15 protein-coding genes and 1 tRNA gene are annotated in these 18,443 nt (G+C 30.8%); 6 read left to right on the plus strand and 10 right to left on the minus strand.

Translation table 11 applies throughout. From position 1 onward, the window contains the following. The first annotated feature begins 93 nt into the window (after positions 1-93). Positions 94-1,734, plus strand: coding sequence for an amidase family protein (locus BTO16_RS02205; RefSeq protein ID WP_105020034.1), 1,641 nt, complete (start codon positions 94-96; stop codon positions 1,732-1,734). A 125-nt stretch (positions 1,735-1,859) separates the two neighbouring features. Next, positions 1,860-3,176, plus strand: coding sequence for a 30S ribosomal protein S12 methylthiotransferase RimO (rimO, locus tag BTO16_RS02210; protein ID WP_105020035.1), 1,317 nt, complete (start codon positions 1,860-1,862; stop codon positions 3,174-3,176). A gap of 126 nt (positions 3,177-3,302) precedes the next feature. Here the strand turns inward: rimO and BTO16_RS02215 are convergent, their stop codons facing one another. Both BTO16_RS02215 and BTO16_RS02220 read right to left on the minus strand, forming a co-directional pair. Next, positions 3,303-3,923, minus strand: a complete 621-nt coding sequence (locus BTO16_RS02215; RefSeq protein ID WP_146105328.1) for a hypothetical protein — start codon at positions 3,921-3,923, stop codon at positions 3,303-3,305. Positions 3,924-4,128: 205 nt separating this feature from the next. Further along, positions 4,129-4,932 carry a DUF6090 family protein gene (locus tag BTO16_RS02220; RefSeq protein ID WP_105020037.1) on the minus strand — a complete coding sequence of 268 codons (804 nt, stop codon included), beginning with the start codon at positions 4,930-4,932 and terminating at the stop codon, positions 4,129-4,131. A 143-nt stretch (positions 4,933-5,075) separates the two neighbouring features. Between BTO16_RS02220 and glmM the strand changes: the two genes are divergently transcribed. The 3 genes from glmM to BTO16_RS02235 are packed head-to-tail and all read left to right on the plus strand — an operon-like array spanning position 5,076 to position 8,770. Next, positions 5,076-6,467, plus strand: coding sequence for a phosphoglucosamine mutase (gene glmM, locus BTO16_RS02225; protein ID WP_105020038.1), 1,392 nt, complete (start codon positions 5,076-5,078; stop codon positions 6,465-6,467). After that, positions 6,468-7,301, plus strand: coding sequence for a hypothetical protein (locus BTO16_RS02230; protein ID WP_245891935.1), 834 nt, complete (start codon positions 6,468-6,470; stop codon positions 7,299-7,301). Further along, the gene (locus BTO16_RS02235; RefSeq protein ID WP_105020040.1) at positions 7,301-8,770 is read left to right on the plus strand and encodes an aminotransferase class V-fold PLP-dependent enzyme; all 1,470 of its coding nucleotides are present in this window, start codon (positions 7,301-7,303) and stop codon (positions 8,768-8,770) included. The genes BTO16_RS02230 and BTO16_RS02235 overlap by 1 nt, the downstream gene beginning before the upstream one ends. Here BTO16_RS02235 and BTO16_RS02240 read toward each other — a convergent pair. Next, positions 8,760-9,668: a lysophospholipid acyltransferase family protein gene (locus BTO16_RS02240; RefSeq protein WP_105020041.1), complete on the minus strand. Its 909-nt coding sequence runs from the start codon at positions 9,666-9,668 to the stop codon at positions 8,760-8,762. The genes BTO16_RS02235 and BTO16_RS02240 overlap by 11 nt on opposite strands. 89 nt (positions 9,669-9,757) lie before the next feature. Between BTO16_RS02240 and BTO16_RS02245 the strand changes: the two genes are divergently transcribed. Further along, a complete protein-coding gene (locus BTO16_RS02245; RefSeq protein WP_407675513.1) occupies positions 9,758-10,408 on the plus strand; it encodes a rhomboid family intramembrane serine protease in 651 nt (216 codons plus the stop codon). Between the two features lie 157 nt (positions 10,409-10,565). Here BTO16_RS02245 and BTO16_RS02250 read toward each other — a convergent pair. The 7 genes from BTO16_RS02250 to BTO16_RS02280 form a co-directional block, all read right to left on the minus strand. Then, a tRNA-Gly gene (locus BTO16_RS02250) sits at positions 10,566-10,638 on the minus strand. A gap of 176 nt (positions 10,639-10,814) precedes the next feature. Next, positions 10,815-11,090: a hypothetical protein gene (locus tag BTO16_RS02255; RefSeq protein WP_146105329.1), complete on the minus strand. Its 276-nt coding sequence runs from the start codon at positions 11,088-11,090 to the stop codon at positions 10,815-10,817. A gap of 356 nt (positions 11,091-11,446) precedes the next feature. Then, positions 11,447-11,653, minus strand: a complete 207-nt coding sequence (locus tag BTO16_RS02260; protein ID WP_105020044.1) for a hypothetical protein — start codon at positions 11,651-11,653, stop codon at positions 11,447-11,449. Then, positions 11,650-12,966: a DUF418 domain-containing protein gene (locus BTO16_RS02265; protein ID WP_105021476.1), complete on the minus strand. Its 1,317-nt coding sequence runs from the start codon at positions 12,964-12,966 to the stop codon at positions 11,650-11,652. Before BTO16_RS02265 ends, BTO16_RS02260 begins: the two co-directional genes overlap by 4 nt. 50 nt (positions 12,967-13,016) lie before the next feature. Continuing rightward, positions 13,017-14,507, minus strand: a complete 1,491-nt coding sequence (locus BTO16_RS02270) for a M28 family peptidase (RefSeq protein ID WP_105020045.1) — start codon at positions 14,505-14,507, stop codon at positions 13,017-13,019. 53 nt (positions 14,508-14,560) lie between these two features. After that, the gene (locus tag BTO16_RS02275) at positions 14,561-16,633 is read right to left on the minus strand and encodes a prolyl oligopeptidase family serine peptidase (protein ID WP_105020046.1); all 2,073 of its coding nucleotides are present in this window, start codon (positions 16,631-16,633) and stop codon (positions 14,561-14,563) included. A 48-nt stretch (positions 16,634-16,681) separates the two neighbouring features. Further along, positions 16,682-18,418, minus strand: coding sequence for an amidohydrolase family protein (locus BTO16_RS02280; protein ID WP_105020047.1), 1,737 nt, complete (start codon positions 18,416-18,418; stop codon positions 16,682-16,684). Positions 18,419-18,443 lie beyond the last annotated feature (25 nt).

An 18,443-nucleotide genomic window follows, 5' to 3' on the forward strand; every position in this document is an offset into this window, starting at 1 on the left:
GATTGTATCGATATTTAAAAATAAACTAAATTAAACACGTAAGGTCATAATTTTAAATAATTTGTATATTTAACCCAGCAAATTTATTTTCTTATGAAAAATATTCTTTTTATTTTTATGCTGACTTTTTTACTAAATTCTTGTAAAAATCGACAACCTGAAATCATTTTTAAAAAATATAATGAAACGGCTGAATTAGTAGCACAGCAAAACCATGAAAATAATAGAATGAAATTTAAACTCATTCAATCTAAGCAATTAGATATGAATGAAGTTTTTAAACCTTTTAAGGACGATTTAGCTTATTTTTCTGAAGAAAATTACCAAAAGTTAAAACCTTTAATTCTTGAAAAAGACATTCCTTCGCTACAAAAAAGCATCAAAGCAGGAAGTTTAACCTATGAAAAATTGACGCTCTTTTATTTGTATAGAATTAGAAAGTTTGAAAGTGATAGTACAAAATCTTTAAATGCCATTATTGCACTAAATGCTGATGTTTTAAAAGAAGCTAGAGAAAAAGATAAGAATGCAAAAGATATTTCTGAATTTTCTATATACGGAATGCCTATTTTATTGAAAGATAATATAGACACAAAAGAAATGCCAACTACCGCGGGAGCGATTGCGTTAGAAAAAAATTTAACTAAAACGGATGCTTTTATTGTTGAAAAACTCAAAGAAAATGGTGCTTTAATTTTAGGGAAGGTAAACCTAAGTGAATGGGCGTATTTTTTCTGTTCTGGTTGCCCTTTAGGATATTCTGCCATTGGCGGACAAACTTTAAACCCTTACGGCAGAAAAGTATTTGAAACTGGAGGAAGTTCTGCAGGAAGTGGCGTTGCAGTTGCTGCAAATTATGCAGTTGCAGCGATAGGAACAGAAACATCGGGTTCTATAACATCGCCCTCAAGTTTGAATTCTGTTGTAGGTTTAAAACCTACCATAGGTGTTTTGAGTAGAACCGGTATTGCACCAATTTCTAGTACCTTAGATACACCTGGCCCAATGACAAAAAATGTTATTGATAACGCAATTTTATTAAACGCGATAAAAGGTTTTGATGAGAAGGATAATGCTTCGAAAAAATTAAGCGGAGATTATTTACAAAACGGATTTAGAAATAACTTTACAGGTAAGAAAGTAGGAGTTTTAAAATCGCTCTTATCAGATTCAATTTATGCAAATACGATAAAAGAACTTAAAAAAGCAGGAGCAGAGATTTTAGAAATTACACCGCCAGAAATTTCTTTTGATGGGTTTATTACTTTATTAAATATTGATATGAAACATGATTTGCCAAAATATTTAAAGAACAATGCAGACAAATCTTTAAATGTTAAAAATGTAAAAGATGTTATAACTTTTAATAAAAAAGATTCTCTTTTAAGAGCTCCTTATGGTCAACAATTATTTAAAGGAATAGTAAAAGATACCACTACTTTAGAACAGCTAGAAATTGTGAAACAACATTTAAACTCAGAAGGGAAAAAGTATTTACAAGCTTTAGAAGCAGAGAATTTAGACGCAATTTTATCAATTAATAATTATCATTCGGGTATTGCCGCGGTTGCAAAATATCCAACGCTTACAATTCCTATGGGATATAAAGAGTCGGGAGAACCTATTAGTTTAACGTTTATTGGAGTTCCTTTTTCGGAAAGAAGACTATTAGAAATCGGGTATGCTTTTGAACAATTAACAAAAGTGAGAAAAATGCCTAAAAACTATCAATAGAAAGAATACCAATCATTTAAAAATCACTATTTTTGCACTCGTTTTAATTTTTATACAAATTAAAGCGAAAAATGATAAGAATATACTGTCTAAAGCCAAGCAGCTAAGGGCAAAAAGCTATACATATGCGCACAAAAACTATCAAAAAAAATAAGATTAACGTTGTTACTTTAGGTTGTTCAAAGAACATTTACGACTCTGAAGTGCTAATGGGCCAGTTAAAAGCCAATGGTAAAAACGTGGTTCACGAAGATCCTGAAGATGATGGAAATATTGTTGTTATAAATACTTGCGGATTTATTGGTAAAGCCAAAGAAGAAAGTATTGACACTATTTTGCATTATGTGCAAAGAAAAGAAGCGGGTGAAATTGATAAAGTTTTTGTTTCGGGTTGTTTAAGTGAACGATATAAGCCAGATTTAGAGAAGGAAATCCCCAATGTAGATCAGTATTTTGGTACACATGATTTGCCAAATTTATTAAAGGTTTTAGAAGCGGATTATAAGCACGAATTAATAGGAGAACGTTTAACAACGACTCCAAAACACTATGCATATTTAAAAATTGCCGAAGGTTGTGATAGACCTTGTTCTTTTTGCGCAATACCTTTAATGCGAGGTAAGCATAAATCTACGCCAATTGAAAACATTGTTATAGAAGCTACTAAATTAGCAGAAAAGGGGATTAAGGAAATCATGCTAATTGCACAAGATTTAACCTATTATGGTTTAGATATTTATAAAAAAAGAGCTTTAGCACAATTGTTAGTAGCGCTGGCTAAAGTAGACGGAATAGAATGGATTAGAATGCATTATGCTTTTCCTACAGGTTTTCCAATGGATGTTTTAGACGTGATGAAACGCGAACCTAAAGTGTGTAATTACTTAGACATTCCTTTACAACACATCAATTCAGAGATTTTAAAATCGATGAAACGAGGAACAACGCACGAAAAAACGACTGCTTTAATTCATAAATTTAGAGAAGCTGTGCCAGAAATGGGGATAAGAACTACTTTAATTGTAGGATATCCAGGAGAAACAGAAGCTCATTTTCAAGAATTAAAAGAGTGGGTAGAAGAAATGCGTTTTGAGCGTTTAGGTGTTTTTGAATATTCGCACGAAGAAAATACTGGGGCTTATGTTTTAGAAGATAATGTGCCTGCGGATGTGAAATTTAAACGTGTTAATGAGATTATGGAAATTCAGTCTCAAATTTCATGGGAACTGAATCAACAAAAAATTGGTAAAACGTTTAGATGTTTGTTTGATAGAAAGGATGGCGAGTATTTTTACGGAAGAACAGAATACGATTCACCTGATGTTGATAATGATGTTTTAGTAGATGCAAAAGAGCATTATGTTAAAATAGGAGAGTTTATCGATATCGAAATTCACGAAGCTGGAGATTATGATTTATACGGAACGCCCGTTAAAAAATAAATAGTACTTGATACGATATAAAAATACGGCAATTGCCGTATTTTTTTGTTTATATAATTCCGTTTTAGATTCTTTAGAATCTATTAAAAATATTTTTTAAGGTCTCTAATTGCTGTAAACTTTTAATTAAGCCTCAATAATTGTTGCTTCTAATTGGTTGTAGTTGGTAAGTAATTTATTTTTTAGACTAAATAATAGATTGTTTTTAAGTAAAAATAGTGCTACATATCTTCCAATTTGAAAAAATAGTAAAGAGATCATAAATATAACAAACATATAAAAACCCTCTGTTTTAAATTGCGAAAGCGTATCTATTGAGTAATTGATGTTAAATGATTCTATTACCTGAAAAGGAGATAAGAAGTACGTATAAACTCCCGTTTTAAAATCAGAAAAGTAGAGGCTAATATAAATTATAGAGAATATATTCCATGCAATCAAAGCAGATGCGTTGGCTATAAATTTAGTAAAAGAAGTTTTGTATTGCTCGCATACTTTAGTAACATACGATGAATGGCTTTGATTATTTTTACAACACAAGTCTTTGTTAATGAGTTTTTTGGTAACTCTCCATTTAAAATAATTATCTAAAGTAAAATAAAATAGTGCAACTGGTGTTGCCATAATAATAAAAGTAGCTATTGAAATAAAAATTATTAAAAAAGTCATTTCCGCATATTCCATCAATAATTGAGACTGCAGGTTCTTCATCGTTTGAATCATAAAAATGTTTGTGAATGCAGTCATGGTATATTTAATTAGATTTGTTCTAAGTAATTTGGTTAAATCAAATATAGTTAAATAAATGTTAAAATAAATATTTTTAATATTTATTTTATTGAATATTAGTGTATTATATTTTATTTATTGTTTTGCTTAAATACATTTTGATCTTAAATCAAGCCCGTTGTTATGATAAAAAAGAGCATTGTTAATATTTTATTATTAATTACTAATAATGATTTACCATATCTGGCGTATATCCTAAATAAGCATCTATTTTTTTAATTAAAGAATCAATATCAATCAAGGTTTTACTTACTAAATCAAGGAAATTTTCTTGTAAAATAAATTTGGTTTTAACGGCATTAATGAGCTCTAGTTTAGATGCAGGTTCTTTTAGTTTGTTTTGTATAAATAAAGTTAAAGCGGGGTCAATATCGTTTAAAGACTCGTCATCCGGCGAGCTTCCTTTTTCATAAATAGTAACTTGAGCGTATTTATTAATAACAGGGTATATTTCTTTGTAAAAAATATTGTTAAGATCATTATTTACATCATTGTCATTTGCTTCACAAAATAAATAGTAATTTATAATTTCAACACTTAAAAATTTATCACTAATTAAACTAAATTGTCCAGAAGAAACAAGCTCTCTATAGGTATTATCTATTTTAGGAAAGTCATATGAAATCGTTAAATAATTCAATTTATCATCTAAACTATCGATATCAGAGAAACTATAATTTATAGAGAAGTCTTTTATTATTGATTTTTCAATAAAAATTGATTCGTTATAATGAATAATCATATCTTTTAGTATTGCTTTTTGATATTCTAAATCTTCCACAATATTATTTAAATACCATTCTTCTTTTTTTGTGTTTTCTTTTTGTTGGTTCCAGCTACTAAATTGCAATGCTAGCAGAATACCAACCATTACAAGAAGTATTTCTCCAAGAGCATATATGATGTATTTTCTAAATTTATTTTCTGTTAAAAGTTTTTGTCTTGCTTTTCTCAATAAATGTAACATAACATTGATTTTTATTTTAAATATACTAAAAAAATACAAAGCATTAAAAATGATTATAATATCTATTAAAAATGATACTAAAAGGGTTTTAATGAATTGTAATCGAATGAAAAATTTTATATTTGTAGTGTTAAAATAAAACTATGACATTAATAAAATCGATATCAGGAATTAGAGGTACAATTGGAGGTAAAACTGCTGATAATTTAACACCTATAGACGCAGTAAAATTTGCTTCAGCATATGGGGCTTTTATAAAAAACAGAAATCCGAATAAAGAAAAATTAACCGTTGTAGTAGGCAGAGATGCTCGTATTTCTGGTAAAATGATTTCTAGTTTAGTAGCAAATACTTTAGTAGGTTTAGGAATTAATGTAGTTGATTTAGGTCTTTCTACAACACCAACTGTTGAGGTTGCAGTACCTTTAGAAAAAGCGGATGGCGGTATTATTTTAACGGCTTCCCACAATCCAAAACAATGGAATGCTTTAAAATTATTAAATGAAAAAGGTGAGTTTTTAAATGGAGCAGAAGGAGAAGAAATTCTTGCTTTAGCAGAAAGTGAAGATTTTGAATTTGCAGACGTTGATGATTTAGGAAGTTATACAAAAGATAATTCGTATTTAGAAAAGCATATTCAAGAAGTTTTAAACTTAGAATTAGTTGATGTTGAAGCTATTAAAAAAGCAAAATTTAAAGTGGTTGTTGATGGTGTAAATTCTACTGGAGGAATTTTTATACCTGCATTATTAGAGAAATTAGGTGTAGAATGTATTGAATTATATTGCACACCAAATGGGCAATTTCCTCACAATCCAGAACCTTTAAAAGAGCACTTAACAGATATTTCTGAATTGGTAGTGAAAGAAAAAGCAGATTTAGGAATTGTAGTTGATCCAGATGTAGACAGACTGGCTTTGGTTTCTGAAGATGGTTCTATGTTTGGCGAAGAATATACATTAGTTGCGTGTGCAGATTATGTATTAGGACGTTTAAAAGGAGGGAACACGGTTTCTAATTTATCTTCTTCTAGAGCATTAAGAGATGTTACTCAAAAACATGGCGGAACGTATACGGCAAGTGCAGTTGGTGAAGTTAATGTGGTTATAAAAATGAAAGAAACAAATACGGTAATTGGTGGTGAAGGAAATGGAGGAATCATTTATCCTGCTTCACATTACGGGCGTGATTCTTTGGTAGGTGTTGCTTTGTTTTTATCGCATTTAGCACATCAAAAAGTATCTTGTAAAACCTTGAGAGATTCGTATCCAAGTTATTTTATGAGCAAAAATAAGATTCAATTAACACCAGAGATTGATGTTGATAAAATTTTAGAAACCATGGCATCAACTTATAAAAATGAGGATGTAAACACGATTGATGGCGTTAAAATTGATTTTGCTGATGAATGGATTCATTTAAGAAAATCGAATACAGAACCAATTATTAGAATTTATACAGAAGCTAAATCTCAAGATGCAGCCGATGCTTTGGCAATACGTTTTATCAATGAAATTAAAGAAATAATAGCTTAAATGTTTCAGAAAAAACACTTTTCACTACTTTTAATTTTCATGGTATTATCTGTGAATGCGCAAGAAAATCAAAAGAAAAAGGGTACGAACAAAGGTAAGTTTTTTGTGTATTGGGGTTGGAATTGGGCAAGTTATACCGATTCAAATATTCGCTTTAAAGGTGATAATTATGATTTTACCTTGCAAGATGTAAAAGCTCGAGATACACCATCTGCATTTACTTTTAAAAAGTATTTTGGAATTACAAACTTGACTAAACCACAAACAAATGCAAGAATTGGATATTTTTTTAAAGAAAATTACACGATTTCTTTAGGTGTAGATCACATGAAATATGTTGTTAATAATGACCAGTTTGTAGATATAGACGGAACAATAAATATTGGTAATACAAAATATGATGGTGTTTATAACGGACAACAAATTCAATTAACAGAAGATTTTTTACGCCTAGAACATACAGATGGTTTAAATTACATCAATATAGAATTATATCGTTTTGATGATATTAGCAGTTGGTTTGGTTTACAATCAGAGAGTTTTCAAATAAACATTACAGAAGGTTTTGGTGCTGGAGTTTTATATCCAAAAACAGATACTTCGCTTTTAGGTCTTGATAGACACGATGATTATCATATTTCTGGTTACGGACTTTCTGCCGGATTTGGATTGAATGTTACATTTTTAAAACATTTTTTTATTCAGGCAGATTTAAAAGGTGGCTATATAAACATGCCCGATGTTAAGATAAGTACGAATGCTGCGGATAGTGCTTCTCAAGATTTTTTCTTTTTACAAAATAATATTTTAATTGGAGGTAAATTTAGATTATAATGAAAAATTTAGAGCAATATTTCGGTCAATTTCGTGCAAATATTATAGGCGTAGATCAAACATTTACATCTCCTTATGGAATAAAAAATATCATCTACGCAGATTGGACGGCAAGCGGAAGATTGTACAGACCTATTGAAGAAAAAATTTGTAACGAACTAGGACCTTTTGTAGCAAATACACACACAGAAACTTCTACAACAGGTGCCGCAATGACACTTGCGTATCACGAAGCTAGAAATATTATAAAACGTCATGTAAACGCAAATTCTAATGATGTTTTAATTACCACAGGATCGGGAATGACGGCTGCTGTGAACAAATTTCAACGTATTTTAGGCTTAAAAGTTGCCGAAAATTTAAAAGAGTACACAACGGTTCCAGAAGATTTAAAACCGATTGTTTTTATATCTCATATGGAGCATCACTCAAATCAAACTTCTTGGTTAGAAACCATTGCAGATGTTGAGGTTGTTCCTTGTAATGATGAAGGTTTAGTGTGTTTAGAAAGTTTTGAAAAATGCATTCAAAAGCACGAACATAGAAAAATAAAAATCGCTTCAATAACTTCTTGTTCTAATGTTACAGGTATAAAAACAGCATATCATAAAGTTGCAAAATTAATTCATCAGTATAACGGCTTATGCTTTGTAGATTTTGCATGCTGTGCGCCTTATGTTGATATTAATATGCATCCAGAAATTGAAGAGGAATATTTAGATGCAATTTTCTTTTCTCCGCATAAATTTTTAGGAGGACCAGGAAGTGCAGGTGTATTGATTTTTAATAAGAAATTATATAAAAATACAGTACCAGATAATCCAGGAGGAGGAACGGTGAGTTACACAAATCCTTGGGGACAGCATGATTATTTTGATGATGTAGAAACTAGAGAAGATGGCGGAACACCTGCTTTTTTACAAACCATAAAGATTGCATTGGCAATTCAGTTGAAAAACAAAATGGGCGTAGAGAACATCAGAAAAAGAGAAGATGAAATTAACGAAGTGTTATTTAAAACTTTAGAAGGTTTATCTGGTGTAAAAATATTAGCTCCAAATCATAAAAAAAGATTAAGTATTTTTTCTTTCTACTTTGAAAAGGTTCATTTTAACCTAGTTGTTAAACTATTAAATGATCGTTTTGGGATTCAGACTAGAGGTGGATGTTCTTGTGCAGGAACCTACGGCCATTTTTTATTAAACGTAGATCAAGAGACTTCAAATAGAATAAAAGATGAGATTTTACATGGCTGTAATACACAAAAACCAGGTTGGATTCGTTTGTCTTTGCATCCAACGGTAACAAATAACGAATTAGATTTTATTTGTAAATCATTAAAAGAATTGTCAGAAAATATACAAGATTGGGCTAAAGATTATAAGTACGATTCTATAAAGAATGATTATGTGCATAATTCTATAGAACCAATTGAAAAAGAACTAGTTGCTTCTTGGTTTACTGTTTAGAAACTTTCATTTTTTGCCATTCGTCAAAACTATTTCTATGTTTAAATCTTTTATGAGACCATAGGTAAAGAGCTGGTTGCTGTTTAATATTATTTTCTGTTAACAGCGTATATTTGTCAGTAATTTCATAATCTTCGAACTCTTTTGGAGCGTCCGTTATCAACTGAAATTCTGTTTCATAATATCCTCTTTTTATCTTTTTGGTTACATAATTAATCACCACTAAATTAAACCTTTTAGCAAGCATTTCTGCACCTGTATGCATTGGCACTTTAATACCAAAAAAATCATTCCAATAGTATGTTTTGTGCATTTGAGGAGACTGATCACTTAATAAAACATATAAACCTTGCGTTTTTTCTGCAAAATTCTTTTGCATGCCTTTTACAGTTTCACTTGCCTTATATCCTATAATTCCATACTTTTCTCTAGAACTGCGTACAACTTTTTCAAAATAAGGATTGCCTAATTTGGTGTATGCACCACTTACATTTCCTTCTAAAACAAGTGGTAAACTAATAGACCATTCCCAGTTTGCTTGGTGTGCAGCAACTAATGCAATACTTCTGCCTTGCCTGGTGTAATTATTTACCAATTCAGGATTTTTATAAGTGTATCGTTTTGACATTTCTTTTTCTGATATAGAAAAGGCCTTTACACTTTCCATAATTAAATCAGTAAGATGTTTAAAAAAGTCCTTTCCTATTTTTTTTCTTTCCTCTTCGGATTTTTCAGGAAAAGCGAGTTTTAAATTTTCTAAAACTACTTTTTTTCGATAGCCGATTACATTGTACATCAAGAAGAAAAAAAAATCTGACAATACATATAATATACGCATTGGTAATCTAGAAAGTAAGTAGATAAAAGGGTAGATTATTGCAAAAGCTAAAAATTGCATTCGGTTTTGTTTTAATTGCAAATATCTATAATTTAAATTAAACAGAAAGGATAAATAAAACAAAGAGATTTTGCTATTTTTGCAAGATGATGCAAGGTTCAAATCCCATAGTTTTATTGATAATTATCGCCAACGTTTTGTTTTCTATGAAAGGCTTTGATAATTATGCTTTTTTAGATAAATATAAATTTCAAGTTGGTAGAGTTCTAGGAAAAGAAAAAATTAGAATGATATCTTCTGGTTTTTTGCATGTAGATTGGATGCATCTTGGTTTTAATATGTATGCACTTTATATGTTTGGCGGTTTTGTGGATAGTATTTTAGGAAGTATTAGTTTTTTAATTATCTATTTTGGAAGTTTATTGGCAGGTAGTTTGTACACGTTACAGTATCATAAAAATGAACCTTATTATAGTGCAGTAGGAGCTTCTGGTGCGGTTTCCGGAATTGTATATGCTTCTATTTTATTGTTTCCTGATATGCAATTGTTGTTGTTCTTTGCAATTCCGATTCCTGGGTATGTTTTTGCAGTAGGTTATTTAGTCTATTCTATTTATGGAATGAAAAAGCAGGTAGGTAATATTGGGCATGCAGCGCATTTAGGAGGCACAATTGGTGGTTTTGCTTTAACACTTTTGTTAAATCCTATGTTATTTACAACCAACACTACATTTGTAATTATTTTAGCAATTCCGATTCTTTTACTATTACTTTTCGGAGATAAATTAAAAAGTTTGTAAAATAAATAGAGACTTTATAAAGTAGTAAAGACTTCATTTTTATTGAAATACAAATATTATTTGATTGATGTTTGATATTGTTTTCGAGTAATAATTTTTTGTTTTAAGTAAATTTAAAGCAAAAAAAAGACCTTATTATTTCTAATAAAGTCTTTTGAGCGAAAGACCGGGTTCGAACCGGCGACATTCAGCTTGGAAGGCTGACGCTCTACCAACTGAGCTACTTTCGCTTGGTAAAGGCTGCAAATATAGTATCATTTTTGAGTTCTACAATCTTTTTTTTATCAAAAATTAATAAAACTTTTTATCATCTCTCAATACTTTTAAAAAATGAAATCCGTAGATGTTGTATCCTTGATTATAATAAAATTTATGAGATTTTGGGTTGCTTATATAAGTGTTTAATTCAATGGCTTCGCAACCTATATTTTTTACCTGCTCGTCTATCCAAGTAAAAGCTGTTTCCTAAACTTTTTCCTCTTAAAGTTTCATCAATAATAACACGTTCTTGGGCTACACTTTTACAAACGTAATGTCTAGTTGATTGCCAAAGCTTCACAATAACAGATAATTTGTTATCAATAAACAAAACAACACATTCGTAATAAGGCAAGTTTACCATTTCTACAACACGCTCTTTTAATATTTTTGGCGGCGTATTTGTCTTAATTATTGATAGCAACGGAATAATAGAAATGATATTTTTAGTTTTGATTATTTTAATTTTATGTTCAGATTTATAATTTTCGGTAAAAATATAGCTTGTTGTTTAACTATGCAAAGTATAAATTACTACTTTTTTATTTTCAACATACAAGTAAATAAAAATAGGATTCATTTAAAATAGACCAATATGAACTGCAAATAAAAACACTCTAAGTGTAATTTTTAACTGATAAAAAGGGCTATCGCTGCCTAAAAGATTTATTAGATTTACAATAATACCAAATACCAAAAAAAATATTTTAGAAAAGTAATTCGTTTTAAGAAAGTGAATTAAAGATACTAATAGTAGTTGATTAATGTAAATAGATTTACTTAAGCGGCGTGTTTATTTAAATTCATATTTAATATTACTTTGTCTACATAGTTTGTACCAACAAGCATTTCGTTCACGACCATTTGGTATAAATGATTGATGCAAATGAGCAGTTCATGCACTAGTTCAATTATATATACTGTAATTATTGTAATAGTAATAACACTTATTAAAATTAGAAAGAACTGTTTTAGAAATTTTTTCATTTTTTTTGCGCCCAATTTTTCTTTTTCAAAGGATGTCTTTTTTGATAGCTTAAATTTCGCCAAAGCCATTCTAAAGGACCGAAATAGTAGTACTTAAGCCAAATAGGACTTGCAATTAACTGAAAAATCCAAATTGCAAATACAATGTACAAGAGTTCATGTCTTTGAAAAGCTCCAAATAGTCCAAAACCAGCGCCAGTAAAAATAAACAGTGCAATTACCGAATGCATTATATAATTGGTCAGTGCCATTTTACCAACTGCACCAAGTGCTTTTTTTAGTTGTGATAGAATAGTTGATTTACAAAATAGCATAATAAGTCCAACATGTCCTATGGCTACTGCAACACGACCTAAATCGTAAGTGATATTTGTTTTTGAGAAACTTAACCATGAGAAGTTTTGTTTCATAATGTAAGCGATCTCAAAATAGTTAGTTGTCAATCCTACCAAATACCCAAAAGTTGCCATAAGAAAGTAAAAAGCATAGGGTTTTTCAGAGGAAAGTATGTTTAATTTAAAAAAAGCGATCCCTAAAAGCATCATGCTTAAAATATCCCAGACATCGTAGCGATAGGAGTAGAGTTTTCCATAATATATATTGATAGGTGCTAAAAAAGCAACCACACTAAAATACTCTTTTTGCATGTTACTATTGTATTCGGTAATTGCCTCTGGCGAGCGCTCTTTCTGTAATTCTTCCCATTTTATTTGCGCTGTTTTTAGTTCATCAGTAAGCGGTTTTCCTTCGGATTTAAATTGTTCTGCTATAGAAACATTTTTAATAAATTTAGCATTTTCCTCGTAATCGGCATAATTCCAAAGGGTACCAAAAGAAAGTAAAACAAGCGCTATAATAATTAATTTCTTGGGCTGCATATTTCTAAAAGTATAAACTAAGAAACCCATTAACGAATATGCGAACAAAATTTCTCCCGTCCACAAAATTAGATAGGCATGTATAAGACCAAAAAGTAGCAGCCACATTAAGCGTCTAAAATAAATGTCTGCCGCCTTTATACCTGCACCTTTTTTTTCCAAACGATTCAAAAGAATAAACATTCCTGCACCAAATAATAGCGAAAATAAAGCTCTCATTGTCCCTTCAAAAAGCATATTTGTAGCGATCCATGTATAGAGATTCCATCCTGTTGCGCCACCAGATACAGTAGGGTCACCGTAGGCATTTGCTAGTGCCATTCCATTGATATTCATTAATAAAATGCCAAAAAGTACGATGCCTCTCATTATATCTATAGACTGTATTCGATCGACTGCTTTTAATGGTGTTAATGATGTTTGTTTAGTTTCCATTTTTTGGTTGGTTGGTTGGTTATTGCTTAAAATTGAGAAATTATAAAAAGTCAATTTCCATAAAGTGCTTTTGATGCTTCTTCATACTTATCTCCGCCTGTCCAAACAGGTGTTTTTAAATCGTTGCCAATTTTTCTTCCAGATAATATATAAGATCTAAAAAACTTTAATAAATAATCATAATCTAAAGTATCTGCTTCATCTCCAGGTTGGTGGTAGTATTTTGTAACATCGCCGTTAAAAGCCGTAAATCCCAAAGAAAATGTAGGCGCAGGAATTCCCTTTTTTGCAAAATTCACATTATCACTTCTATCAAATAAACCTTGTTCTGGTGCAGGATCATCAATCGCTGTAAGACCAAATGTAGCTGCAGCGTCTTTAATATGTTGTGCAACTGTAGTTCTAGACAAACCCATAATTGTAACTAATGAGGTATCGTTATAACCAGCATTATCGCTATTAAAGCAATAGACCATTTGTTTTAAAGGAAGCACAGGATTTTCTACATAGAATTCACTACCTAAAAGTCCTTTTTCTTCTCCTGTAAACAATATGAATAAAGCAGAACGCTTTGTTGGGTATTTAACTAAATTTTCCGCAATACTCAACACTGTTGTTGTGCCAATAGCATTATCTCTTGCGCCATTGTAAATTGTATCTCCAGTTTCATCTGGCTTACCAATACCAACATGATCGTAATGTGCAGAGTAAATTATAAATTCTTCTTTTAGCTTTGGATCTGTACCTTCTATAAAGCCTATAACATTTTGAGACATAACTATTTCTTCTGTCTTTTCGCTCATTTCTACTTTAGCCGTCATTTTTTTTATCGAACTAAAAACGGTAGCCGTTTTATGTTTCTCATCTAAAGTCCAAAGGTGTGGAATATCAGTATCATCACTTTTATCGGCTTTTTTATTTTTAGCAACAATCATTCGAGGTGCATTGAAGTGATGCTTAATAAGCTCCCACATATTTTTATCAGTATCTAATAATTCAATGATAGCAACTACACCATTCGCTTTGGCTAATTCTTGTTTTTTTTCTAGCAAACCATAAGCAGCTCTGGCATCTTTTATTTCTTCACTTCCAGATTTTATGATGATGACTTTTCCCTTAATATTTTTTCCATTATAATCATTTTTAAGGCCGTAGTTTAAATACACCGCATCAGCATTTGTATTTATTGCTGATGGAACAATTAAAGCATACTCTTTAATTTGCTGTCCATTAATTTCTATAGCAACATCAGCAGGATATGAAGCTCGTTTCAATTTTACATCTTGATAGAATGTTCCTGTTTTTGGGTTTGGTTTTACGCCATAACTTCGTAATGTGTTTGCTAAATAAGAAGCTGCAATTTTATTTTCTGGAGTTCCTGTTTCTCTCCCTTTTAGCAAGTCGTCTGCCAAGAAATAAATATGACCTTCAATTTTTGCTTTACTTGTTGTTTCAATTACTTTCTCTTTTTCTGTTTGTGCTTTAAGAGTTATAGTTAGCGAAAGTGCTATTAATAATAAAGTTGTTTTTTTTAGTTTCATTTTTTATTTGATAGAAATGTTAATGCTATTTTATTTTAAACAATTAAATTATATTACTTCAACTTCATCAGCAAATAAGAAAATATCAAAGCGTTTGATTTTGCACTTTGTTCATTGGTTGAAGAGCCTGCATGGCCGCCTTCTGTATTTTCATAATAATAGGTTTTGTAACCCATTGCATTCATTTTAGCCACCATTTTACGTGCATGACCAGGATGCACTCTATCATCACGAGTAGAAGAGCCAAAGAATACTTCTGGATAATCAACTCCTTCTTTAAGATTATGGTAAGGAGAATATTTTTTGATGTATTCCCATTCTTCAGCAATATCAGGATTCCCAAACTCGCCCATCCAACTTGCGCCTGCTAATAGTTTATTATAACGTTTCATATCTAATAAAGGCACTTCACAAACAATAGCATTGTATAAATCTGGTCGTTGTGTAAAAGCAACACCTACTAATAAACCACCATTACTGCCACCCATAACACCTAAATGTTTTGGAGATGTTATTTTTTTAGCGATCAAACCTTCAGACACCGCAAATAAATCGTCGTAGACATTTTGTCTCTTTTCTTTGATTCCGTCTTGATGCCATTTTGGTCCAAATTCGCCACCTCCACGAAGATTAGCCAAAACATAAACACCTCCTTTATCTAACCATGCTATTCCATCAGTTGATAAGTAATAAGGTAATAAAGAAATTTCGAACCCACCATATGCATAGACTAACGTTGGGTTAGAACTGTCTTTTTTAACGCCTTTGGCGGATACCATAAAATAAGGAATCATCGTACCATCTTTCGATGTTGCTTTGTACTGATTTATTTCATATTTACTAGCATCAAAATATTCTGGTAATGATTTGTAAACTTTAAAAGTATTTTTACTGGCGTCGGCTGTGTATAAGGTACTTGGGGTAATTAGATTCTCAAAACCAAAAAAGAATTGATCTGTAAAATCATTAGTATCAGCAATATAAATAGCTCCTAAATCTGGCGTATTCATTTTTTGATCTGACCACTTTCCGTTGTTGAATGAGTAGATAAATAAATTGCTTGTAACGTTTGTTAATAGGTTTACAAGAAGTTTATTTTTGGTTTTTCTAACACCTGAAATACTTGAAAACTCATTTGGCACTAAAACTACTTCGATTTCTTTATTTCCTTTTAACAATTCGGTAAAATTGAGGCTTAAAAGAGTTCCTATTTTATAGGTTTTAGCATTTACTGTCCAATCAGATTTTAATTGAACAAGCAGTTGATTATTTATAATACCTCTTGTTTCAGCGTCATCAGGAATATCTAGTTGTATCAGTTTGTTATTATTCCAAACTAGAAGTTGGGTAGAAAAAGTAGTCAAACCTCGATAAATTACATTAAAAGCTTTATCTCCATCTCTAAACACACTTCCCCCTGCACCTACATCAGTAGAATTGCCTTCAAAAATAAGTTGTGCATCTTTTAGAAGTGTACCTCGTTTCCATATTTTTACTTGTCTTGGGTAGCCAGATGTGGTCATGGTGCCTTCGCCAAAATCTGAAGTAACAATTAACGTATTTTTATCAATATAACTAGCACCTCCTTTTGATTCATCCATAGAAAAACCATTTTCTATAAATTCTTTTTTGTTGATATCAAATTCTTTGATAACTACTGCGTCTCCACCTCCTTTAGAAAGTTCAACCATAAAACGATTAAAATCAGGATACAAACCACGGGCTCCTTTATAAACCCATTTAATATCATCTTTTTTTGAAAGGGCATCAATATCTAATAAGGTTTCCCAAACAGGATTTCCGCTAGTATAACTTTCTAATAAACATCTTCTCCAAATACCTCTTACATGATTTTTATCTTTCCAAAAGTTAAACACATAGTTGCCATAAACATTGGGGTACGCAATTTTTTCTTTAGAATTATAGATTGCTAAACTTCGATCATATATATCTTGGTAATCTTTTTCTGCACTTAATTTTTCTACAGTTGCTTTATTTTGATTTTTCACAAATTCCAAAGCTTTTTCGCCATCAACTTCTTCAAGCCATAGATAGTTGTCTTCTTGTGCTTGTGTTATTTGAGTAATTCCTAATAAGGCTACTAGTATTAAAATATAGTTTTTCATGGTTTGGTTGCATTTATTGATTTGTGGTTATTTATAGTTTTTCTTTTATTACTTCACAAAATATACCTTTTGAATTTTTCCGTTTTCGATATGATAAATGACAGTAGCGTCTTGGAATTTATTACCAAATTTGACTTGTTCTTTATCGATAACAATGTTTCCTTGTACAATTCTGCCTTTTAGTTCACAATGCAAATTGGGTGTGTTTTCAAACATTTGAGTATAGTTTTTTCGCATATTTTCTTTTCCTTTTCCAATTAGGGTGTTTGGATAGGTGTACAATTCAACATCTTCTGCATACGGTTCTAAAAAAGCATCTATATTTCTCATGTTATACCCATTAAGCTGACGTTGTACTAAAATTTCTGGCGTGTCTTTTACCAAATCACTTGGGTTAAAAACAACGCCTTTATTTATGACTTTGTTTATTTTGGTTAAATTTTTCAAATCATCAACAGGGTTTTCATCTAGTAAAATGAGGTTTGCATTTTTGCCGATAGCAATACTTCCAAAATCTTTTTCTTTGTCTAATATTTTTGCTCCATTTAATGTTGAAGCCACAATAATTTGCCAATTAGTCATGCCGCTTTTTTGCATCATTTTTAATTCGGCTTGATATGAGGTAGCGTGCAATGTTCCAATATTTCCAGCATCCGTTCCGGTAACTATAGTAACACCAGCATCAGAAAGGAGTTTTAAATTTGCTAGCATATTTTTTTCATCACGAATCGTTTTTTCCTTTGCATTTTTAGATTGCACTATATTTTTATAGCGTTCAACCAAAGTTGTGTCGGTTATATGTTTTAAATCCATTAAACTACCCAATTGAAAAGCATCCGATTTTTCAAATTCATACAAGTTGAATTCCAATTCTTGCCCCAATGATTTATTATAATTTTCCATCACAACCAGTGTTGGACAAAGAATTGTTTTGTTCTTTTTTAATAATTGAATAAAATCTGGTTTTAGAATTTCATCGACTACACTATGTACTAAAAAGTCGGCACCATTTTCTACCGCTAATTGTGCTGTAATTCGTTCTGTAGCATGAACAGCAACTTTTAAATTGTTTTTGTGAGCTTCGTCTATAATAGCTTTAATAATTGGAATATTTTTTCTGGCGCTTTCTTCAATCGATAAACCATCAGCTCCAGCGATATACCAAATTTTTATAAAATCGGGTTTAAAAGGTAACTGGTCTTGCACAGATTTAATACCTTCTTCAATGGTTTTGGTTAAAGTAAATGGCGTATCATCTTGAAAGTTTTCATAAACTTTAGGTTCATAAGTAGTTGCTAATGGACCAGTGATAAATATAGTTGGTGCAAATGCTGCCTCCTTAAAATCATTTCTTTGTTTTAAAAAAGGATAAGAAGCACCAACATCAAAGACAGTAGTTATTCCATTTTGTAAATAACGACGAAGTTTGTCTTCCATATTGGTTTTTGTAGCTTCAATTTCTTGATCATAAGGGACAAATTTTTGTAAATCGATTACATCTGGTCGCGTATATATGCCACCATTTTGAGAAAAATGAATATGTGCATCGGTTAAACCTGGTGAAAGATATTTTCCAGTTCCGTCAATCACAGTAGCATTTGCAGGAATTGTAATTTTTTTGCTTGAATTAATATTTGAAATCTTATTATTAGTAATGACAAGCGTTTGATTTGGAAGTAGTTTTTGATTTTCTACATCTATGATGGTTGTATTTGTTATATAAGTCTGCGCAAAATTTGAATAGTAAGCAAAAAAGCAAAGTGTGAATATGAGAATTTTTTTCATGATTTTAATATTTTGAGATTTTTTA

Source organism: Polaribacter glomeratus, from assembly GCF_002954665.1.
GTDB lineage: Bacteria > Bacteroidota > Bacteroidia > Flavobacteriales > Flavobacteriaceae > Polaribacter > Polaribacter glomeratus.

What these genes read in the sequence shown, in the direction of transcription:
- BTO16_RS02205 (WP_105020034.1), top strand. Translation starts at nt 94, where the DNA reads ATGAAAAATATTCTTTTTATTTTTATGCTGACTTTTTTACTAAATTCT.
- rimO (WP_105020035.1), top strand. Translation starts at nt 1,860, where the DNA reads ATGCGCACAAAAACTATCAAAAAAAATAAGATTAACGTTGTTACTTTA.
- BTO16_RS02215 (WP_146105328.1), bottom strand. Translation starts at nt 3,923, where the DNA reads ATGACTGCATTCACAAACATTTTTATGATTCAAACGATGAAGAACCTG.
- BTO16_RS02220 (WP_105020037.1), bottom strand. Translation starts at nt 4,932, where the DNA reads ATGTTACATTTATTGAGAAAAGCAAGACAAAAACTTTTAACAGAAAAT.
- glmM (WP_105020038.1), top strand. Translation starts at nt 5,076, where the DNA reads ATGACATTAATAAAATCGATATCAGGAATTAGAGGTACAATTGGAGGT.
- BTO16_RS02230 (WP_245891935.1), top strand. Translation starts at nt 6,468, where the DNA reads ATGTTTCAGAAAAAACACTTTTCACTACTTTTAATTTTCATGGTATTA.
- BTO16_RS02235 (WP_105020040.1), top strand. Translation starts at nt 7,301, where the DNA reads ATGAAAAATTTAGAGCAATATTTCGGTCAATTTCGTGCAAATATTATA.
- BTO16_RS02240 (WP_105020041.1), bottom strand. Translation starts at nt 9,668, where the DNA reads ATGCAATTTTTAGCTTTTGCAATAATCTACCCTTTTATCTACTTACTT.
- BTO16_RS02245 (WP_407675513.1), top strand. Translation starts at nt 9,758, where the DNA reads ATGCAAGGTTCAAATCCCATAGTTTTATTGATAATTATCGCCAACGTT.
- BTO16_RS02260 (WP_105020044.1), bottom strand. Translation starts at nt 11,653, where the DNA reads ATGAAAAAATTTCTAAAACAGTTCTTTCTAATTTTAATAAGTGTTATT.
- BTO16_RS02265 (WP_105021476.1), bottom strand. Translation starts at nt 12,966, where the DNA reads ATGGAAACTAAACAAACATCATTAACACCATTAAAAGCAGTCGATCGA.
- BTO16_RS02270 (WP_105020045.1), bottom strand. Translation starts at nt 14,507, where the DNA reads ATGAAACTAAAAAAAACAACTTTATTATTAATAGCACTTTCGCTAACT.
- BTO16_RS02275 (WP_105020046.1), bottom strand. Translation starts at nt 16,633, where the DNA reads ATGAAAAACTATATTTTAATACTAGTAGCCTTATTAGGAATTACTCAA.
- BTO16_RS02280 (WP_105020047.1), bottom strand. Translation starts at nt 18,418, where the DNA reads ATGAAAAAAATTCTCATATTCACACTTTGCTTTTTTGCTTACTATTCA.